The organism is Oceanobacillus sp. J11TS1 (assembly GCF_018333215.1).
Taxonomy (GTDB): domain Bacteria; phylum Bacillota; class Bacilli; order Bacillales; family Amphibacillaceae; genus Oceanobacillus.
The window spans coordinates 113,384-132,799 of sequence record NZ_BORO01000007.1; the positions used below are offsets into that span (position 1 = coordinate 113,384).

The window sequence follows — 19,416 nt, forward strand, 5'->3', positions numbered from 1 at the left end:
AAAATAAAACGAGCACAAATAAGAATTAGTGAATCAATTATTTTTCATTCACTTCTTAATATAATAATATCATAATCTCCCAATATAAATAAATTAGATAAACATATATTTAAAACTTCAGGGAGTTCCTCAATAATTAAACAGGTATTCTAAACTCGTGGAATAATCAACAATAGAGTAAACTTAATAAATACTAATAGGTGGCTAAACGTCTTTGTTCTGTTTTTTACTTTGAAAATGAACGATTGTTCCCGGTTAGTCGTATTACATATAAATCATTATTGTATGGAGTAGATCTCATGGATGAAAAGGATTTAATCCGAAAGGCGAAAAAAGGAGATACATTGGCGCTTTCGCAATTACTACAGCAGAATTATTCGTTTCTCGTAAAGTATTTAATGAAAGTTACCCTTCATCCACAAATTGCAGAAGATTTAACACAAGAGACGATGATGAAGAGTATTGAAAAAATCCAACTGTATAATGGTGAATCCAAGTTTTCCTCATGGCTCATTACAATTGCAACGAACCTTTTCATCGATCAACAGCGTAGAAAGAAGCGGGAGAAAAAATGGCTAGAGCAGGAACAAGCGCTCCGGAAAATGAAATGGAATGCAGCCAATATGAACGAAGAATGGATAGATGTATTGGATGTACTTGCCCAAATTAAGGAAGAAATACGTATGCCAATTGTGTTAAAGCATTATTACGGATATTCATACGAGGAAATTGGAAAAATGATGGGTATTGCAGAAGGGACAGTAAAATCTCGAGTTTCCAATAGTCTAAAAAGTGTACGAAAGGAGTTGGCTGAACGTGAAGGAAAATGATTTTAAAAATAGTAATTCTATGTTGGATGATGAAGATGAATTAACGGTTAAGCAAGTAAAAGATGGTTTAGAAAAACTGGATCAATGGAATCCAGTATCTACTCCAAACTTACAATGGTTTCACCAGACTGTTGAATTAGAGAAAAAAAGAATACGAAAAAAACAATGGAAAGAGCTCCTCGCGTTTATTTCTGTTGCGGTATTTCTACTTACAATTGTGATTGCTGTCGTTTATCGTCAGCCAATTCTTTTTCTTTATTTTCAGCTTGTGGGGATTATCTTATTGCCCTTAGCTCTTAAGAAAAATAGAAAGAAGGTCCGTAATGAATGAACTCAAACGCTTTAAATAGCACACCGCTTTGGTTATTGGTTATGGCTGCATTCATTCTGATTTGCCAGAGCTCATGGATGTTTTGGGATGCGCGGAAGAGGGGGCACAATGCTTGGCTATGGGGCTTTTTAGGCCTTATTCAATTTCCAACCTACCTTATTATCTATCTTATTTTTGCAAGAAAAATATTTAAAAGAAAGGTCTCAGGATCAAATTCCTGAGATTTTTTTTTCTTTCGCGAGTGAACGATGCGGCGTACGTAACCGTATTAAGGGTAGATAAACAATTTGGAGGAGAGGAAAATGAATGAACTGTTAAATGGCATCCCATGGGGGGCGATTGCGCCAATTCTTGTCTTACAATTAATTCTTATGATTACCGCATTCGTTTCTTGTATTCGAGAAGAAAACACGAACGGACCAAAATGGCTGTGGATCCTTATTATTCTCATTATCCAATTAATAGGGCCAGTGCTTTATTTCGTTGTTGGAAGGAGAAATGATTAATGGCGTTATTAAAGGCAAGCGATTTAGTAAAAAGATTTGGAAATGCAAATGCTGTTAAGGGCATCAACTTTCATATTGAAGAAGGCAGGTGCGTTTCATTACTTGGACCAAATGGAGCCGGAAAAACAACGACATTAAAAATGCTATCCGGATTGTTGGAACCGACTTCCGGCAGTATTGATTTTAAAGGGAAAAAAGCAAAGGATTTAAGGCCGTTTATAGGGTATTTACCTCAATATCCTGCTTTCTATAATTGGATGAGCGGAAAGGAGTTTCTTGTCTTCGCAGGACAATTAGCAAAGCTGAATCGTAAAGAAGCAGAAAAAAGAAGTGAAGAATTACTAGAACGAGTGAGTCTAACGAATGCGAAGAAAAGAAAAATAGCGGGATATTCTGGCGGAATGAAACAGCGCCTCGGATTGGCACAGGCACTAATTCATCGTCCCCAATTACTCATTCTAGATGAGCCTGTTTCCGCACTCGACCCACTTGGGAGACGGGAAGTGTTGGACATGATGAGAGAGATTAAAGAGGAAACAACCATTCTCTTCTCAACGCATGTCCTTCACGATGCAGAAGAAATAAGTGACGACATTCTTATCATGCATGCTGGGGAAATTGCGATATCAGGTAGTCTGGAAAGTGTAATGGAAGCGTATCGACAACCTATTTTACAAATTGAATTTGAATCACAGGCTGCCGATTGGCTAAAGAGCATTGCGAGTTATAGCTTTGTATCTGAAGTAAGCATTCAAGGTAATAAAGCCAACATCGTATTAGGCGATATGGTAAATGGGAAGCAAACATTGTTAAAAGATATCGTGGATAGAAAACTTCCGGTTCGTAAGTTTGAGATATCTCAAACAACATTAGAAGATCTATTTATGAAGGTGGTGAAGGCATGACACAATGGACTGTTCTATATCGAAAAGAAATGACGGAAATGATGCGAAATTATAAAATGATATGGATTCCAATTGTCTTTATCTTGCTAGGTGTCATGCAGCCGGTTAGTTCGTATTATATGCCGGAAATCTTGGACACTTTTGGCGGTCTTCCAGATGGTACAATCCTTGAAATGCCTACCCCAACTGGGACGGAAGTATTAATGAATGTTCTATCTAATTATGGGATGCTTGGTGTACTTATCCTTGTTTTAAGTGCAATGGGGGTCGTTTCCGCCGAAAGACAGAGTGGAGTAGCGGGTATGGTCATGATAAGAGCTGTTCCTTATTCCTCATATATATTATCGAAATGGGCTGGATTACTTACAATTACACTCATTTCATTGTTTATCGGATATGCAGCTGCTTGGTATTATACGGGTTTACTCATTGAAACAGTCGCTTTTGAGCGCATTTTTCAAAGTGTAGTAATCTACAGCATCTGGTTAGTTTTTGTTGTTACTTTGACGCTCTTATTTAGTACGATAATGAAAGGAAATGGCAGTGTTGCTTTTGTTTCCATTTTTGTGGTCTTTGCCATTTCGACGGTTACATCCATTCTAGGAAAGTATATGAAGTGGAGTCCGGCTACGATGACGGAGCACACAGGTCAGGTCTTGTTGTCAGGAGAACTCGATTCTAGTTTCTTGCTAGCTTTTATTACAACCATTGCTATTATTATTTTCCTTCTCATCTTATCCATACAAATCTTTAAGCATAAAGAGCTGTTGGAATAAAAAAGGTAAACTACCGTGTGTATTCTTTTTTGATAAAGTTTGATAAAAACTTTCAAATGTTTTAAAAAATGATTTATTTGGGTTTTCCTTTAAATCACGATATATCATAAATATACATAATCCCATGCTACCTAGGCAAAATAGGAGCATGGAGGTGTATCTTTATGAGTAAAAAAGGTAAGAATAAGCGGGATGCTGTTGTCAATGATAAACAAGCAGTAAGAGAAAAGCTGTCGACAGAATTTGACCATGAATTTGCTAATGAACCATTAACCGAAGCGGAAAGACAAAATAATAAAAAGACGAAAAAACGTCAATAGTAAAAAAAGCACTTCTCATTTATTTGGTGAAGTGCTTTTTTTGTGCGAAGGCATTCGCACCTAGTGTGGATTTCTACACTTAACAAATCGTTAAAGGATTAGAGTACGCTACTTTGGTAAACAAGACCCTATATATCTTGGAAGATTTGCCACACTAGCCCCAACAGGACCTTCACCTACACATGTACATTAAATACTTCTTCATCGTTTGGCCTAGGAATATCCCCTGTGCTCCCTAATTTTAATGAATAATATATTGATGGCAATTAAATAATAGAAGAAAACAGTTTCCACACAACTAGGTTGATTACCTGCAAAAATTATAATATGGAAGGAATTTAGCTGATACACGAGAGATATGGTTTTGCTTTTGTGATTTTAGTCACAAAGATTTGCTGATAGATCAAGTCGTTCTTGGTGTTTTGTTGTGTTTAAAAATAATTTTAGTTGTTAAGAACCAATTTAATATAAATGTCTGTTCAAAATATGGAAGAAAACAAATTATAATTTGAGCACTCTCTTAACAATAAACATTTTGAAAGGAGTTTCTATATGAAATTAAAAGGGGTCTATATAGCATTTTTTGCGATTATTTCAGGCTTTTTAGCAGGCTGTGAACTACTCGTGCTCGACCCGAAAGGTCCTCAAGCTGATAAATTGGCTAATGTTATTTGGATTTCGATCATTACAATGATTGTCGTTACAATTGTAGTCCTAGTAATGTTGACCATCATTTTATTCAAATATAGAGCATCGAAGCAAGATCCTGACTATAAGCCGCCGCATATCGAAGGGAATAAATATGTAGAAATAATTATTGTTGGGGTTCCAATACTAATCGTTGCATTTCTTTCTGTAGTATCTGTTATTTCCGTACATCAAGTTGAAACTGCTCCCGAAGGATATGAAACGGATGAGCCGCTAGTTATTTATGCTTCATCATCTAACTGGAAATGGCATTTCAGTTATCCTGAGCAAGATATTGAAACAGTTAACTACGTATTTATTCCAACAAACCAAAATGTGGAATTTCGTTTATATTCCCATGGAACCATTTCAAGCTTTTGGATCCCGCAGTTGGCAGGACAAAAATATGCCATGTCTGATATGACAAACTACTTAAACATTGTTGCGGAGGAGCCTGGAGAATACTTTGGAAGAAACGCCAACTTTAACGGGGAAGGTTTTGCAGAAAATGAATTTAATGTAACAGCTTTGCCAGCTGATGAATTTGATTCTTGGATAGAGGATATTCAAAATACCGCTGAACCGTTAACAGAGGAAAAATTTGAAGAATTATTAGAACCTGGTCATTTAGGTCATATGACGTTTACTGGTACACATCAAGATTTCATGCCTGCTCCTGAAGGGGAAAACAGCCCTCATAATCATGGGAAATCTGATTCCGAGGATGATAGTGGACATCCTCATTAAGCAGAATTGGTAAATGCACATTTGCAGAGGTCAGACCATTTCTAAACTATGGAAAGGAGTTTTATTATTATGGATTTTTCAGATAGATTTTCTATCCCTCCCCATGACGATCCAATGCTTTACGCTTCCATCGTGGCTATTGTACTTACGAGTATTGCGATTGTTGTTGGTGTTACCTATTTTAAGAAATGGGGTTATCTTTGGAATAATTGGTTAACAACCGTTGATCATAAACGCATCGGAATTATGTATATTATTTCAGCATTGCTGATGCTCTTTAGAGGTGGGGCGGATGCTGTCATGATGCGATTACAAACTGCAGTTCCTGACAATACCTTCTTGGATGCGCAACATTATAATGAGGTTTTTACTACACATGGTGTGGTTATGATTTTCTTCATGGCAATGGCTTTTATTATCGGTATGATGAACTTTGTTGTTCCGCTTCAAATTGGGGCAAGAGACGTTGCATTCCCGCGTTTGAACGCGCTAAGCTTCTGGTTATATTTCACAGGAGCAATGTTATTAAATCTGTCTTTTGTCGTCGGAGGGTCGCCGGATGCTGGTTGGACAAATTATTATCCAATGGCAGGTCCAGAATTCAGTCAACATGTTGGGGTTAACTATTATAACTGGGCTCTGCAAATTTCTGGTATCGGAACACTCATGACAGGGATTAACTTTATCGCTACCATTATAAAAATGCGTGCTCCTGGTATGAAATTAATGAAAATGCCTATATTTATCTGGGCTGCTCTCATTACAAATTTGATGATCGTACTTGCGTTTCCCGTTTTAACAATTGCTTTATTAATGGGAACGCTTGATCGACAGTTTCTTACCAACTTCTTTACAACGAGCGATGGCGGTATGGATATGATGTGGGCAAACCTGTTCTGGGTGTGGGGACATCCTGAGGTGTATATTTTAATCATACCTGCTTTTGGTATTTACTCAACAATTATTGCTGCGTTTTCCGAGCGGAATTTATATGGTTATACGTCAATGGTTGCTTCTATTCTTGCTATTTCCGCACTTTCTTTTCTTGTATGGGTACACCATTTCTTTACAATGGGGCAGGGAGCTCTTACCAATAGTATTTTCTCCATTACAACAATGTTGATTGCTGTACCGACTGGAATTAAGATATTTAACTGGCTTCTGACAATGTGGAAAGGGAAAATACGATTTGCAACACCGATGTTATACTCGATAGCATTTATTCCGCTATTTACAATCGGTGGGTCAACAGGTGTTATGTTGGGCATGGCTAGTGCGGATTACCAGTACCATAATACATTATTTCTAGTTGCACACTTCCATAATGTTATTATTCCTGGTGTTGTATTTGCTATGATCGCCGGTCTCATTTTTTACTGGCCAAAAATGTTTGGTTTTATGCTAAATGAACGAATTGGTAAATGGGCATTTTGGAATATCACTATCGGTTTCTGTTTAGCTTTCTTTCCAATGTACTTTACTGGATTGAACGGCCAGGCACGCAGAATGTATACTTATTCGGAGGCGACGGGGTTTAGCACATTAAGCATGATATCCTTTATTGGTACATTATTACTTGCAGTTGGTTTTGTATTCCTTGTTTATAATATTTTCTATAGTTATCGTCACGCACCTAGAAATATTGGGGGTGACCCTTGGAATGCACGGACGCTTGAATGGGCAACACATTCACCAGTTCCGGAATACAACTTTGCGATTTCACCAACTGTTCATTCAGAAGAAGCTTTCTGGGATTACAAAGAGAATGATTATGAATTATTTAAAGGTAAAGTAGAGGATATTCATATGCCTAATAATAGTGGTTGGTCCATTATCTTTGCCGGATTCTTCTTTGCATTTGGGTTTTTCTTCATATTCCATGTATGGGTTGGAGTCATTATAGCCTTCCTGGGAATTATCGGATGTTTGATTTATCGCTCCTTTGAAAAAGACGATGGACACCATATTCACAAGGAAGAAATTGAAGCAACAGAAAAGGAACTTGGGGGTGCTAAGTAATGAAACTTGATCCTAAAAATTTGCCTCTTGAATATAGCACCGAAACAAATAAATTAAATATCCTGGGATTTTGGATTTTCTTAAGTGCGGAGATCATGCTGTTTGCGACGCTGTTTACAACGTATTTTGTTTATGTAGACCGTGGCGTGGGCAGCGGACCGGCCGGGGCAGAGATTTTTGAATTGCCGCCGGTATTGATTGAGACATTCCTTTTGCTGACAAGTAGTTTTACGATTGGATTAGCAGTCCATGCAATGCGTATTAATCGTGTGAAGGCGATGATCTGGTTTATGGTAGTTACGCTTCTCCTGGGGGCTGGGTTTCTCAGCGTGGAAGTATATGAATTTATTCATTACTACCACATCGGGGCAACGCTGCAAACAAGCGGTTTTACTGCAGCGCTTTTAACAACACTCGGGACCCATGGAGCTCACGTAACAATGGGGCTATTCTGGGGTATCATGATTATTATTCAAATACTTCGTGATGGCTTAAATGCACGGACAGCGAATAAATCATTTATATTCTCCCTTTACTGGCACTTTCTAGACGTTATGTGGATCTTCATTTTCAGCTTTATTTACTTGAAGGGAATGATGTAACATGAAAGAACTTTTTCCTCTAAAACAGGTTAACGGATATATCTTTTCGCTACTCCTGACGGTTATTGCGTTAAGTGTCTATTTCTTTGACATGTCTTTAGCAATGGGATTAACCATTTTGGTCGTTACAGCATTTATTCAAGCAGGCGTACAGCTCGTTGTATTTATGCATGCTGGAGAAAGTGAAGATAGAGCCGGTATTTATATTCATACGATTTTTGGCGTAGTGGTTGCCATCCTAACAATCCTTGGTTCATTACTTGCAATGATTTGGGGATATATGTATTAAATAAAGCACCAATAAAAGCTCAAACAGTCAATTGCTGTTTGAGCTTTTATTAATGAAGGAAGATAAAATGTTTAAAAAATCTATTCTTATTTCGATAACCCCAAAATCAACTCTTTATAGATGTCGAAGAATGCAAAGTAGTAATCTTTGTAGACATATTCATCCGTTTTGTGCGCCATTTTGGTTTCACCTGGGCCAAAGGCCATAAATGGGAAGTTATCATCTTTGCCCCGTAATAAATTGGATGCATCCGTCACCCCGGGTGAACCTATGACGGAAGGCTCTAAATCTAAATACTTTTTGCCGAGTTCTTTAGCTAGATTAATCATTTTAGAGGATCCTGTAGTGAAAACACTAGGTAGTGACATTGTCACTTCAACATCAATATCGGATCCTTCTTCATTGTATTTGTCGGCGGTTTTGTTGAATAGGTCAATCACTTCCTCATTATCAAATTCCGGAATAGTTCGCACGTTTATTTCAGCGACTGCTTTTTCTGGAATGGAGTTTACCTGGTTCCCGGCATTAATAATAGTTGTATTTATAATTAATTTATCTAGAACTTCATTTTTACGGTTATCGCCATTCAATTTATCGTCCATTTCTAATAGATATTTCATCAATGGATTAATTGCGTTATAACCTTGTTCAGGCATAGAACTGTGCGCTGCTTCACCGATAGAAGTGATGCGCAAATTAAGAGATCCTTTGTGACAGTAAACAAGCGCGTCGTGGGAAGGTTCGGCTACCCATAGATAATCTACATCATCCATATAGCCTTCTTCGTATAATTTTTGAGAACCCGCGCCACCGACTTCTTCGCCAGTTGTTGCGATAAAACGGACGGTTCCATTCTTTAGTTCCTTATTTTCTTTGAGTTCAATCATTACTAATGCAAGGTTTACTAAGCCTGCTTTCATATCATTCGTTCCACGTCCGTATAATTTTCCGTCTCTTTCTGTCAATGTGAACGGGTCTGAAGTCCACTCGCTCTCATCACCGGGAGAAACGACATCCATATGACCAGAAACGCCAATTACTGGACTACCTGTTCCAATTTCAGCCACCAGGTTAACACGAGTATCTGTAACTGGAATAATTTTAGATTCAATGCCATATTGATCGAATAATTTTTTTAAGTAATTTGCCACTTCGATCTCATTTTCATTAATAGACTTAATCGCTATAATGTCTGATAAAATCTTTATTTTTTCTTCTTCTGTAAAATGTTTCATACTACATCTCCCAAATTTCATTATGTATTTCCAATTAGATTACAACTATACATATATTACCCAAAAATGCTGGCGGTATAAACGGGACGAAATGAAAACCAAAGCAAGCGATCGTACTGAGACTATGTATGCTGATATGGGATCATTCATTTTACTGCCCCATTTCGCCTAAGGAGTAGGAAACCTCAGGCGGAAGTGGCTTATCTAGACATTTTACCTTTCAATTTCCCCGGAAGCATAAACGCCAGGGCAAGTACAAATATACAAAAAACAAAACAGATAATTGCAACGAGATGCAGGTGCTCTGTATCTAAGTGACGATTGAACGTTAAACCAAGCAGACTAGAGGATAAGATAGAACCTAAATAGCGGCTGGTTTGGAATAGACCTGAAGCAGAACCAGTGTCCTCTGGGTTCACATGTTCATACAGTGCTGTTTGGGCAGAAATATTATTAAAGCCATTACTCATACCAAGAACAGCCATAATAATAACCAGCCAGATTAAAGGCGATGCATCATTGTACGTTAGTAGCAAACCTGTACCTGTTAAAAGCAAGAAGGCACCGACTACCATAGGCAATTTTGAACCGTATTTATCAATCAGACGGCCGGCTAAGGGCGAAACAATTACACCGAACCCCGCCAATGACAGCATAATCAGGCCGGTATGCTGTTCACTGTAATGACGAACTTGCTGCAGATAAGTCGGGAATCCAAAAAAGAAACAATAATGAATCAAGTTAATACTCATGAATTGTAAGTAAATAAGAGAAACATAACGGTTTTTGGTTAATCCTTTTACGTCTATAAAGGGTTCTTCCTGCTTCAGTTCGAAATAGCAAAATCCAACTGCAGCAGATAAAAAGAGCAATAATGCCCACCAGCGAATGTTCTGATCAAGCGAAAGCAAGAACAAGATTAATCCTACAATCGCAATAATAAAGAGGATAATACCGCTAAAATCAATCCGTTTCGCCTCAAACTCTCCTTGTCCTGTATTTGGTAAAATAAAAAGAGCCAGCAAAAAGGATAAAATAATAAACGGAAAATTAATCAGGAAAATCGAATGCCAATCCCAAGACGCAACTAAGAATCCGCCGATAGAAGGACCAAAAGCAGCGGATGTGGAGGAAAAGATCGATAAAACAGCTAACGCTTTCCCTTGTCCGTTTGTAATATGCGTCCGGACCATACTCATGCCGCTAGGAAACAAAGTAGAACTGCCAATCGCCTGCAACGCTCGACAGCCTAAAAGAAACGGATAGTTTGGTGAAAAGGAAGCTAATATCGATGCAGCTGCTACGATGCCCAGCCCTGCGATAAACATCTTTTTCGGGCCAAACATATCACTTAACTTGCCCATGACTGGTTGTCCTGCAGCGCTTGCAAGATAAAAGATAGAAATCAGCCAGGAAGCATCAGCAAATGTTAATGCAAATTCGTTTTGTAACCTTGTTAGCGCTACTGAAATCATCGATGAGTTTAAAGGGTTTAATAATGTTCCAAGCCCAATTGTTAAAATGAACAGCCATGGCTTGCGGATAGTTTCTTTCATGGATACATCCCCTGTATATGTAAAATTAAAATCATATTTTCTATCGTAAATATAATTATAACAATGACTGCTTCTTATTTCTAAAAATTAGCTAAATACACACAATTACCATAGAGAATATATGTCCCTTGCTATGGTTAAACATTTATATAGAGTCTGAATGTATTATGTTGTTGTAATTAGGTTCACCAAACAATAGAAAATTATATACGAAATAATCGTATGAATAAATATAATTCTACATTTATCGTCATTATTTCCCCGGAAATATTCGACACCAACTTATATCTTTCGGTATTTCAGTTTCTAGTCTGTCGGAAAAACAATCAACCCCAAAGCAGCAAAATGGCCTTGGGGCTTGATAGATAATGAATTCATTTTCGAGTAATCTTCGTACTTGTTATTTTAAAATCAGCTATGACGGTTTATCGCAGTGTAACTGGCTGTAAGACTCCCACTTCAAGAAATGAGTAAAAATTATATTTCTAAGTGGGAGATCTAACAGCCAGTAACGGCCCGATTCGTTCAACTAACCTTCGGTGGGGGATGAAAGAAAACCCCCACTGAAGGAAGTTTCACTGTATTGGCATCACTTAAAGGTTTATCCTTTGCTGATTAATTTAATCCATTGTTTTTAATAACATCTTGATACCAGTAAAAACTGTCTTTTTTAATTCGACGCAATTCTTTCAGGTCGAAATCATCTCTGTCTACGTAAATCAAACCATAACGTTTCATAAAGCCTTGGCGGGAGCTTAATATATCCATGACAGACCATGGACAATATCCAAATAGCTCTACACCATCTGATATGGCATCATTACAAGCAGCAATATGGTTTTTCAAGTATTCAATACGGTAGTCATCATGGATTTTATCATCTTCTGTTAATTGATCTCCAGTTCCTAAACCGTTCTCTGTAATAATCATCGGCAGGCGATACTTTTCATAATAATCATTTAGTAAAATTCGAAGGCCCATTGGATCTACTTGAATACCATAATCTGTTACTTCGAGATTTGGGTTTCTGTCAATCTTAAAATATCCATATAAGTTAAAGTCAATATCATTTTCTTTTGTTCCAATCGGATGCGCTTTATCAGCAGGAAGATAGCTGGCTGATAATGTGCGGTAATAGTTTACAGCAATATAATCTGGTTTTGACGCTTTTAAGATCTCTTCATCCTCCAGTTTGGTTTCTGGATAAATATTACATTTTCTGAGATATTCTTTATAATATCCTGGATACTCTCCAAAACAATACATTTCCAAAGCATAATTTGTTTTAAAATTATCATTCATTCTAGCTGCCCACACATCTTCTGGGCGATTTGAGCTTGGATAAGTCATTGTGGAGGACACAGCAGGCCCAATTTGTGCGTCTGGAAGCATCTCACGGCAAGCATTGGTAGCTAGCGCATGTGCTAAAAACATATGATAATCCATTTGTGCTCTTACTTTTTCAACCTGATCACTTGGTACGTCATACATATTCATTCGTATATTAACGCGAATCATAAGGTTTTGTTCATTGTGTACTTGCCAATACTTTACGCGATCGCCGAAAGCTTCAAAGCAGGTTTTTGCATATTTTTCGAATGCATACGCACAATCACGGCTTTCCCAGCCATTGTACTTTTCAACCAGGGCAAATGGAAGGTCAAAGTGGTACAGGGTAACAAATGGAATAATATCATTCTCTAATAAGAAATCAATCACATTGTTGTAAAAGTCAATCCCCTTTTGGTTCACCTCACCATCCCCATCTGGAATAATTCTCGCCCAAGAAATAGAGAAACGATAAGCTTTTAAGCCCAGTTCCTTCATTAAAAGAATATCTTCCTTATAATTATGGTAGAAATCACTGGCAACTGTCGTATCTGCTTGTACATCTGATTTTTGGAAAGCGTTGTAATCAGCTACTGTTTTACCCTTGCCGTCTTTGTCCCATGCGCCTTCAATTTGGAAAGCAGAAGAAGAAGCTCCCCACCAAAAATCTTTGCTGAAATAGTTTGTCATTATTGTCACTCCTATACATTTTAAATCCTTTGTTATCAAGAAATTCTATTCTGCTCGTTTTCTACAATGGAAACACCCTGAAACTGTGAAGCGTTGGTTACAACAATTGGGGTGCTAAGATCGTATCCTTTTGATTCGATTTCTTTAATATTAAATGAGACGATTTTAGTTCCCTTGCTTATCTCGTCCCCTGCACTTACATGGGATTCAAATCCTTCCCCTTCTAATTCTACTGTATTAAAGCCTATATGAATTAACAATTCCACGCCATTTTCCAGCTCTAGCCCGATAGCATGTAACGTCGGGTATAAAACGGATACCTTGCAATCTGCCGGTGCTATCACTTCTCCAACCTCTGGATAAACCGCTGCTCCTTCACCTAATGTGCCTGAAGAAAAAACGTCATCTTTTACCTCGGATAATGGAATCAATTTCCCTTGAATTGGTGAAGGAATGATTACTTCTCCCTTTTTTTCTGTACTTGGAACCATCTTCTCGTTATCTATTGAAGGGTCTGTAGCATCCTCTTCTTCAGGGACGTCCTGAAAGCCAAATAAGAAGGTCATCGCTGCAGCACCGAAGAAGGCAATAGCGATACCAATAAGGTAACATAAGAATGCTTTTGCTCCTGCTTCAATATAGACTGGGATTGTTAAAAATCCCTGATTGGCAAAGGCTGTACCATAGGAACCGCCCCAACCCATCAGACCTCCACCTATTGCCCCGCTAATCACCGCATAAATCATCGGTTTTTTCAGACGGAGGTTAACTCCGTAAATGGCTGGTTCGGTAATGCCGAAAAGAGCTGTTATGGTTGCCGTTGCAGCTAATGTTTTTAATTTCTTATTTTTTGTTTTCAAAAAGACGCCTGCAGCCGCTCCTGCTTGGGAGAAGTTAGCTGCGCCTGCAAATGCTAAAAGATTCTGCTGTCCCGTTTGTGCAACATCATTAATTCCAATGGGCAAGAGGGTCTTATGAGCGCCAAAGATAACAAGAACGCACCAGATTCCGCCAATAAAAGCACCTAATAGTGTTGGACTGACATCCATAATTATATAATACAACCAGTTGATGAAGTTACCGAGGTAAATCCCAATTGGTCCAAAAATAATTAAAGTTGCTGGAGCCATCACTAATAGAGTGAGCGTTGGAACCATAATGATTTTCAAAACTTCAGGTATAGTCCGTTCGAAAAAGCGCTGCATGTATGCCATAATAAATACAGCAATAATGATTGGGATAACGGTTGATGTGTAGTCAGCTTGTGTGACAGGAATTCCTAAAAACGAAACCGGGACATCTCCGGTCATTAATGCAACAAGATCTGGGTAGCAGAGTGCAGCTGCTAGGACCATGGCAATTAATTCATTCGCCTTAAACACTTTTGCCGATACATAGCCAATCATAATTGGGAAGAAATAAAACAAAGCATTCGAAACCGCGTCTAATATACGATAGGTATTATATTCTTTAATATCCAGATTCCAATAGTGACTAGCGATAATGACAGAAAGAGCTAAGAGTCCTTTAATCATTCCGGATGCAGCAATGGCTGGAATAATGGGGAGGAATATAGATATCACCGTATGTAAGATTCGGTTTCCAATCGATCCTTTTTCTTTTTCATTATTATCTTCTTTCTTTGATTCGCCTAAAAGCTGTTGGACTTGATCATGTACTTCTTTCACTTTATTTCGAAGAACAACTTGGTATTGCCCGCCGCTCTCTACAACAGAGATAACCTCGTCCATCTTTTCTAAATCTATTTTATTCGCTTTACTCGTGTCATATAAAGTAAAACGTAAACGTGTATAGCAATGGGTTAGACCAGAAACGTTTTCTTTCCCTCCAACGTTCCTCAAAATATCCCTCGCAACCTGTTGATAATTCATATTTTTTCCTCCCTCGATAAAAAGTAACCTACTGGCCGACGGATAAAATAAGAATAACACATATTGTAAATATCTAAATAAAAATGCCTGTTTTGACGATGTAAGCATGTGCAATTATGACAATTTTATGTGGAAAACGTTTAAACAGACAACTTTCTCTGAAGATTCTACAGGCATAATAGTAAGCCACAAAGCTGGAAGTATCAACAATTTGTTTTGCCAAATGATGCGATTACGTCTGTCTATTAACAAGAATTAAGTTGGTCGTGATTCAGTTGTGGATATAGGAATACGAAGGAAGAAACCTGTTTTATCCACATCTATAAAAACTCATACTAGTTGGGAGATGAAAAAGGATGAGCATATAAATATCGCCTTTTTAATTTAGGATTAATATGTGGAGATTAATATATTGTATAATAGAATAGAAAATATAGTTGAAATGGAGGCAGGCGTATAAAAGTGAGAGGGATATGTAACAAGAATAGTACTAAAATTACTTATAGGGAGATACTGAAGTAGAATAGGGTAGTGAAAATACCGCTTAGGTTTGATCGAAGTACTGTATAGGACGGAATGAATAATAATACCTGACAAATTTATAAGAAATGAGGGTGTAAGGATGAAAAAGGCATTAATAAACATTGATTATACATTTGATTTCGTTGCCGATGAAGGCGCTTTAACTTGTGGGGAACCTGGTCAGAAGTTAGAAGAGGTCATTGTTGCTGTGACAGAACAATTTATACAAAATGGAGACTACACGGTTTTTGCAGTAGATATCCATGATCAGGACGATTCCCATCATCCTGAATCGAAGCTGTTCCCGCCTCATAATATTCGCGATACAAAAGGTAGATCTCTATACGGCAGCCTGCAAGAGGTTTATAAAGCAAATCAGGACAAGGAAAATGTCTATTACATGGATAAAACGAGATATTCCGCTTTTGCCGGAACAGATTTAGAAATAAAATTGCGGGAAAGAAATATTGAAGAAGTACATCTGGTTGGAGTGTGTACCGATATTTGTGTGCTGCATACAGCCGTCGATGCCTATAACAAAGGGTTTCGCATTGTCGTGTATCAAGATGCTGTTGCTTCGTTTAACCAGGCTGGCCATGATTGGGCGTTGGGGCATTTTGAAGGTTCGCTTGGAGCGAAAGTGGAGAAGTTTAGGGATGTGAAATCATAAAAGAGTACCCATTTTTGGACGATAGAAAGGCCGTATAAATGCCTGTGATTGCAGCTTTTTTGTGTTATTACTGTCAAATTTTCTAATACGTTATTTTCCTAGCATAATGGGAAAGTGCTTTTCATAAATTTGCTAATGTCCAACGAATAGAACAAACTATACTTTCCAATGGAACAATGATAATATTTTTGTTATAGATTCATATAATTGGGAATTCACTTAAATATGCAAAAAATAATGGATTATTGAGAGGGGAAAAGTTATGTATCCAAATATTTTGAGGCATCCTGGTCCTACTCCAGTTCCTAAAGAAGTGGAATTGGCAATGGCACAAAATATGATTAGCCATCGTTCAGAGGAATTTACCAGGCTATATCGAGAAACGACAGAACGTGTGAAAACCTTATTCGGAACGAAGCAAGATATTATGCTTCTCCCTTCAGGTGGAACAGCAGCATTAGAAGCGGCTGTAGTCAATACTGTTTCCGCCGGTGAAGAAGTAGTCGTTGTCACGGTAGGCGCTTTTGGGGATTATTTTGTTTCGATATGCGAAAAACATGGATTGCATGTCCATAAACTTGAAAAAAGTTGGGGAGAAGCATGTACGAAGGAAGACCTCATTAACTTTTTAAAACCATTATCCAATATTAAGGCTGTTTTTGTGACCTATAATGAAACTTCTACAGGTATTTTAAATCCGGTCAAGCAATTGGCAGAGGCGGTACACGAACATTCAGACGCTCTATTTATTGTGGATGGAGTAAGCTGTATTGGAGGCGCTCCTGCAGAAATGGACAAATGGGGTATCGATATTTTAGTAACTGGTTCCCAAAAAGCCATTATGCTTCCGCCGGGACTCGCTTTATTAGCTGTAAGTGAAAAAGCTTGGAAGGTCATAGAGGCTAATCGTACAACGGTCTATTATTTAGATTTATTAAGTTACCGAAATTGGGCAGAACAATCAATGACACCTAATACACCAGCAATTTCATTGATTATGGGGTTATCTGCTGTGTGTGATTTAATTGAGGAAGAGGGTGGATTTTCAAAAACAGTAGAACGCCATGAAGTCATGAAAAATATGGTTCGCGAAGCCATGAGAGCCCTTTCTATTGAGTTGCTGACCAGTGATGAGCATGCATCACCAACATTAACGACAATTCGTACCCCAAAGGGACTGGATCTTGCAGCCTACTTAACACACTTAAAGAAAAAGTATCATCTTGATTTTGCTGGCGGTCTTGGCCAGCTCCAAGGCAAAGTTTTTAGATTTGGTCATATGGGATATTGCTTCCCCAGCGATATACTTCAAGCAGTTTCCTTAATGGAAGCAGGTCTGCAGGACTTTTCCTATCCATTTGAGAGTGGCGCCGGGGTAAAGGCAGCGCAAAATGTTTTCTTGTCTTCATTAAAAAAGTAATCGATTAATCGATTATAAAGCTTGTTTTATTAAGGCTTCCCGTAAGTTGAATAAACTTGTGGGAAGCTGCACCCGCGGAGAACCATCCGTAAAGCGCCCGCCTCAAAAATAATAGTATGAATCATAAAGAATCATAAAGAGACCTTTTGCTAACGGCTTTTTGAATCTTTCTCCTGCATTTTCCTAATATTATCTGAGTGGTAAGGTGAACCTTTCATCTCATTTACTACACTAAATGGGTTTCCATCTAAATCAAAAAAGTCAAAGAACTTCATGTCACCAAAACGCATGATTTCGGTAGTTGCTATGTCATTGCTTTTAAAGTGCTGATGGGCAGCTGTAATATCATCCACGACAAAATTATAGTAGGAATTCTTTTGGCTTCCTTTGATAGTAAACTCCGTGGGCTGCGATTCCGTCACTTTTATCAGGCCTAATTGCGTTGATCCGATTGGTAAATATAATCCTGATCTACCTTCCCAGCTGTCAATTAGTTTAGCGCCAAGATATTGTTTATACCAATCTGTAGATTTTTCAATATCCGTTACGGGGATAAATATACTGCCAATTTGAAACATCGTATTCCTCCTATGAAAGATTATTTATGCCTTGTTATTTAGTTGATATAATAATAGTTATTATACAAGCTAACGGAACAGTTTTTCTAAAGCGGCTTTCTATCAGCACTGACTTTTCAGCAATGCTTCTCTTTTGGTCGATATTAGAAAAATCCTAATTTTAAATACATAATGAAATTATAACATGATATGTAAACGCTATTCTCCTTATACTTGCTGATTTGTAGAGAAGGGAATAAGCATAATTATTTCATGAATTGAAAGGAAGATAAAAGGATGACGATTAAAATGAAACCTTGCAGTCTAGCTGATTTGCAAGAACTTCGGAAAATTAGCGTTGAAACATTTGTGGAAACATTTCAAGAGCAGAACACACCAGAGAATATGCAAGCTTATTTGAAAGAGGCATATACATTAGAAAAGCTCCAAAAGGAAATGGCACATTCCAATTCGGCTTTCTTTTTTATCTATGATGATGATCAGATCGCTGGATATATGAAGCTGAATACGGATGATGCTCAAACGGAAGAAATGGGCGAAGACGCGCTTGAAATAGAACGGATTTATATTCGGAGCGGATTTCAGCGAAAGGGATTAGGGAAATATTTGATGGATAAAGCAATAGAAATAGCAAAGGCCAAAAAGAAGCAGAAGATATGGCTGGGCGTATGGGAGTATAATAATCAAGCACTGACTTTTTACGAGAAGAATGGCTTTGTCCAGACGGGGTCACATTCCTTTTTTATGGGAGACGATGAACAAACGGATTTTATTATGACGAAAACACTGGAGTATTATTGATCATCTGAAGAAAGAAGGGACTTCTGATTCTAAGTAAATTGCAGAGCAGATGGAGAAGAGACTTTAGATACGGACGGATATCTTGCAGGGCAGGAACCTATAAATAGTGAATAATTATTCGTGCATCAAAAAAATGAAAGGAGTAAGAAACAATGGTAATAGGATTACAAATAGCTCTATGCCTCTGTGTTGTGGCTATATGCACATTATTTACATGGTATGAAGGAAGCGGCATTATCACGGATTCTTTTGAATGGAATTATTCAACACCATTTTCCAATATGCTTCATGGAGAAATAACGCAGGCGAATGAACTTGTTATTTGGGATTACTTCGTCTATGCGGCAAAATTTTCACCCACTTATCTCATTATCATGCTAGTGGCAGGCCTATACTTATTGAGTTTGTTCGGGTATATGCTTTCCAAGAAAAGAAAGATGTTCCACCTTTATTTGTGGGGGCTTTCAGGCGTGCTGGCACTTTTAAGTATATTATTCTTCGGTGCAGATACAAGAGGTGGGAAAAGCTTTTTCCTCACATTTCTGCTAAGCGGAATGGCATGTGTTATAAGCGGATGGTTTGTTAAAAATAAATTAACTATCCAGTCCTGGTAACAACGAGAACAAAGGGTACAAATACATTTACAACGGATATGAAATAGCGTTGAAGGTGCAACAACGAAACTTGTGAAAGATAATCCTTTTAGTCGAA

The 19,416-nt window shown here is 37.9% G+C and carries 19 protein-coding genes; 14 read left to right on the forward strand and 5 right to left on the reverse strand.

Annotation, left to right across the window (positions count from 1 at the left end; genetic code table 11):
* Positions 1-299: 299 nt before the first annotated feature.
* From sigY to qoxD, 10 genes are all read left to right on the forward strand, one after another.
* Complete coding sequence (sigY, locus tag KI343_RS07935) at positions 300-830, forward strand: RNA polymerase sigma factor SigY (protein ID WP_212925879.1); 531 nt, start codon at positions 300-302, stop codon at positions 828-830.
* Entirely contained in the window at positions 817-1,161 is a 345-nt protein-coding gene (locus tag KI343_RS07940) for a YxlC family protein (RefSeq protein WP_212925880.1), read from the forward strand. Before sigY ends, KI343_RS07940 begins: the two co-directional genes overlap by 14 nt.
* Before the next feature lie 302 nt (positions 1,162-1,463).
* Entirely contained in the window at positions 1,464-1,667 is a 204-nt protein-coding gene (locus tag KI343_RS07945) for a PLDc N-terminal domain-containing protein (RefSeq protein WP_212925881.1), read from the forward strand.
* Positions 1,667-2,572 (forward strand): ABC transporter ATP-binding protein, encoded by a 906-nt coding sequence (locus tag KI343_RS07950; RefSeq protein WP_212925882.1) that lies wholly within the window; start codon positions 1,667-1,669, stop codon positions 2,570-2,572. The genes KI343_RS07945 and KI343_RS07950 overlap by 1 nt, the downstream gene beginning before the upstream one ends.
* The gene (locus tag KI343_RS07955) at positions 2,569-3,348 is read left to right on the forward strand and encodes an ABC transporter permease (protein ID WP_212925883.1); all 780 of its coding nucleotides are present in this window, start codon (positions 2,569-2,571) and stop codon (positions 3,346-3,348) included. The genes KI343_RS07950 and KI343_RS07955 overlap by 4 nt, the downstream gene beginning before the upstream one ends.
* Before the next feature lie 164 nt (positions 3,349-3,512).
* Entirely contained in the window at positions 3,513-3,668 is a 156-nt protein-coding gene (gene sspO / locus KI343_RS07960; RefSeq protein WP_212925884.1) for a small acid-soluble spore protein O, read from the forward strand.
* A gap of 552 nt (positions 3,669-4,220) precedes the next feature.
* On the forward strand, positions 4,221-5,102 hold the full coding sequence (qoxA, locus tag KI343_RS07965; RefSeq protein ID WP_212925885.1) for a cytochrome aa3 quinol oxidase subunit II: 882 nt from the start codon (positions 4,221-4,223) through the stop codon (positions 5,100-5,102).
* Positions 5,103-5,171: 69 nt separating this feature from the next.
* Positions 5,172-7,121: a cytochrome aa3 quinol oxidase subunit I gene (qoxB, locus tag KI343_RS07970; protein WP_212925886.1), complete on the forward strand. Its 1,950-nt coding sequence runs from the start codon at positions 5,172-5,174 to the stop codon at positions 7,119-7,121.
* A complete protein-coding gene (gene qoxC, locus KI343_RS07975; protein WP_212925887.1) occupies positions 7,121-7,723 on the forward strand; it encodes a cytochrome aa3 quinol oxidase subunit III in 603 nt (200 codons plus the stop codon). The genes qoxB and qoxC overlap by 1 nt, the downstream gene beginning before the upstream one ends.
* A 1-nt stretch (position 7,724) precedes the next feature.
* Entirely contained in the window at positions 7,725-8,012 is a 288-nt protein-coding gene (gene qoxD, locus KI343_RS07980; protein WP_212925888.1) for a cytochrome aa3 quinol oxidase subunit IV, read from the forward strand.
* Between the two features lie 86 nt (positions 8,013-8,098).
* Here qoxD and KI343_RS07985 read toward each other — a convergent pair whose 3' ends face one another.
* From KI343_RS07985 to KI343_RS08000, 4 genes are all read right to left on the reverse strand, one after another.
* Positions 8,099-9,247: an ArgE/DapE family deacylase gene (locus KI343_RS07985; RefSeq protein WP_212925889.1), complete on the reverse strand. Its 1,149-nt coding sequence runs from the start codon at positions 9,245-9,247 to the stop codon at positions 8,099-8,101.
* Positions 9,248-9,447: 200 nt separating this feature from the next.
* Complete coding sequence (locus KI343_RS07990; RefSeq protein ID WP_212925890.1) at positions 9,448-10,803, reverse strand: MFS transporter; 1,356 nt, start codon at positions 10,801-10,803, stop codon at positions 9,448-9,450.
* A gap of 615 nt (positions 10,804-11,418) precedes the next feature.
* Positions 11,419-12,822 (reverse strand): glycoside hydrolase family 1 protein, encoded by a 1,404-nt coding sequence (locus tag KI343_RS07995; protein WP_212925891.1) that lies wholly within the window; start codon positions 12,820-12,822, stop codon positions 11,419-11,421.
* A 35-nt stretch (positions 12,823-12,857) separates the two neighbouring features.
* Positions 12,858-14,714: a beta-glucoside-specific PTS transporter subunit IIABC gene (locus KI343_RS08000; protein ID WP_212925892.1), complete on the reverse strand. Its 1,857-nt coding sequence runs from the start codon at positions 14,712-14,714 to the stop codon at positions 12,858-12,860.
* A 622-nt stretch (positions 14,715-15,336) separates the two neighbouring features.
* Between KI343_RS08000 and KI343_RS08005 the strand changes: the two genes are divergently transcribed.
* Positions 15,337-15,906 carry a cysteine hydrolase family protein gene (locus KI343_RS08005; protein ID WP_212925893.1) on the forward strand — a complete coding sequence of 190 codons (570 nt, stop codon included), beginning with the start codon at positions 15,337-15,339 and terminating at the stop codon, positions 15,904-15,906.
* Positions 15,907-16,168: 262 nt separating this feature from the next.
* Positions 16,169-17,326 (forward strand): pyridoxal-phosphate-dependent aminotransferase family protein, encoded by a 1,158-nt coding sequence (locus tag KI343_RS08010; RefSeq protein ID WP_212925894.1) that lies wholly within the window; start codon positions 16,169-16,171, stop codon positions 17,324-17,326.
* A 149-nt stretch (positions 17,327-17,475) separates the two neighbouring features.
* On the opposite strand, the gene KI343_RS08015 is transcribed toward KI343_RS08010, so the two are convergent.
* The gene (locus KI343_RS08015) at positions 17,476-17,904 is read right to left on the reverse strand and encodes a VOC family protein (RefSeq protein WP_212925895.1); all 429 of its coding nucleotides are present in this window, start codon (positions 17,902-17,904) and stop codon (positions 17,476-17,478) included.
* Positions 17,905-18,180: 276 nt separating this feature from the next.
* Between KI343_RS08015 and paiA the strand changes: the two genes are divergently transcribed.
* Both paiA and KI343_RS08025 read left to right on the forward strand, forming a co-directional pair.
* A complete protein-coding gene (gene paiA, locus KI343_RS08020; protein ID WP_212925896.1) occupies positions 18,181-18,705 on the forward strand; it encodes a spermidine/spermine N(1)-acetyltransferase in 525 nt (174 codons plus the stop codon).
* 152 nt (positions 18,706-18,857) lie between these two features.
* Positions 18,858-19,319: a DUF4306 domain-containing protein gene (locus KI343_RS08025; protein WP_212925897.1), complete on the forward strand. Its 462-nt coding sequence runs from the start codon at positions 18,858-18,860 to the stop codon at positions 19,317-19,319.
* Positions 19,320-19,416 lie beyond the last annotated feature (97 nt).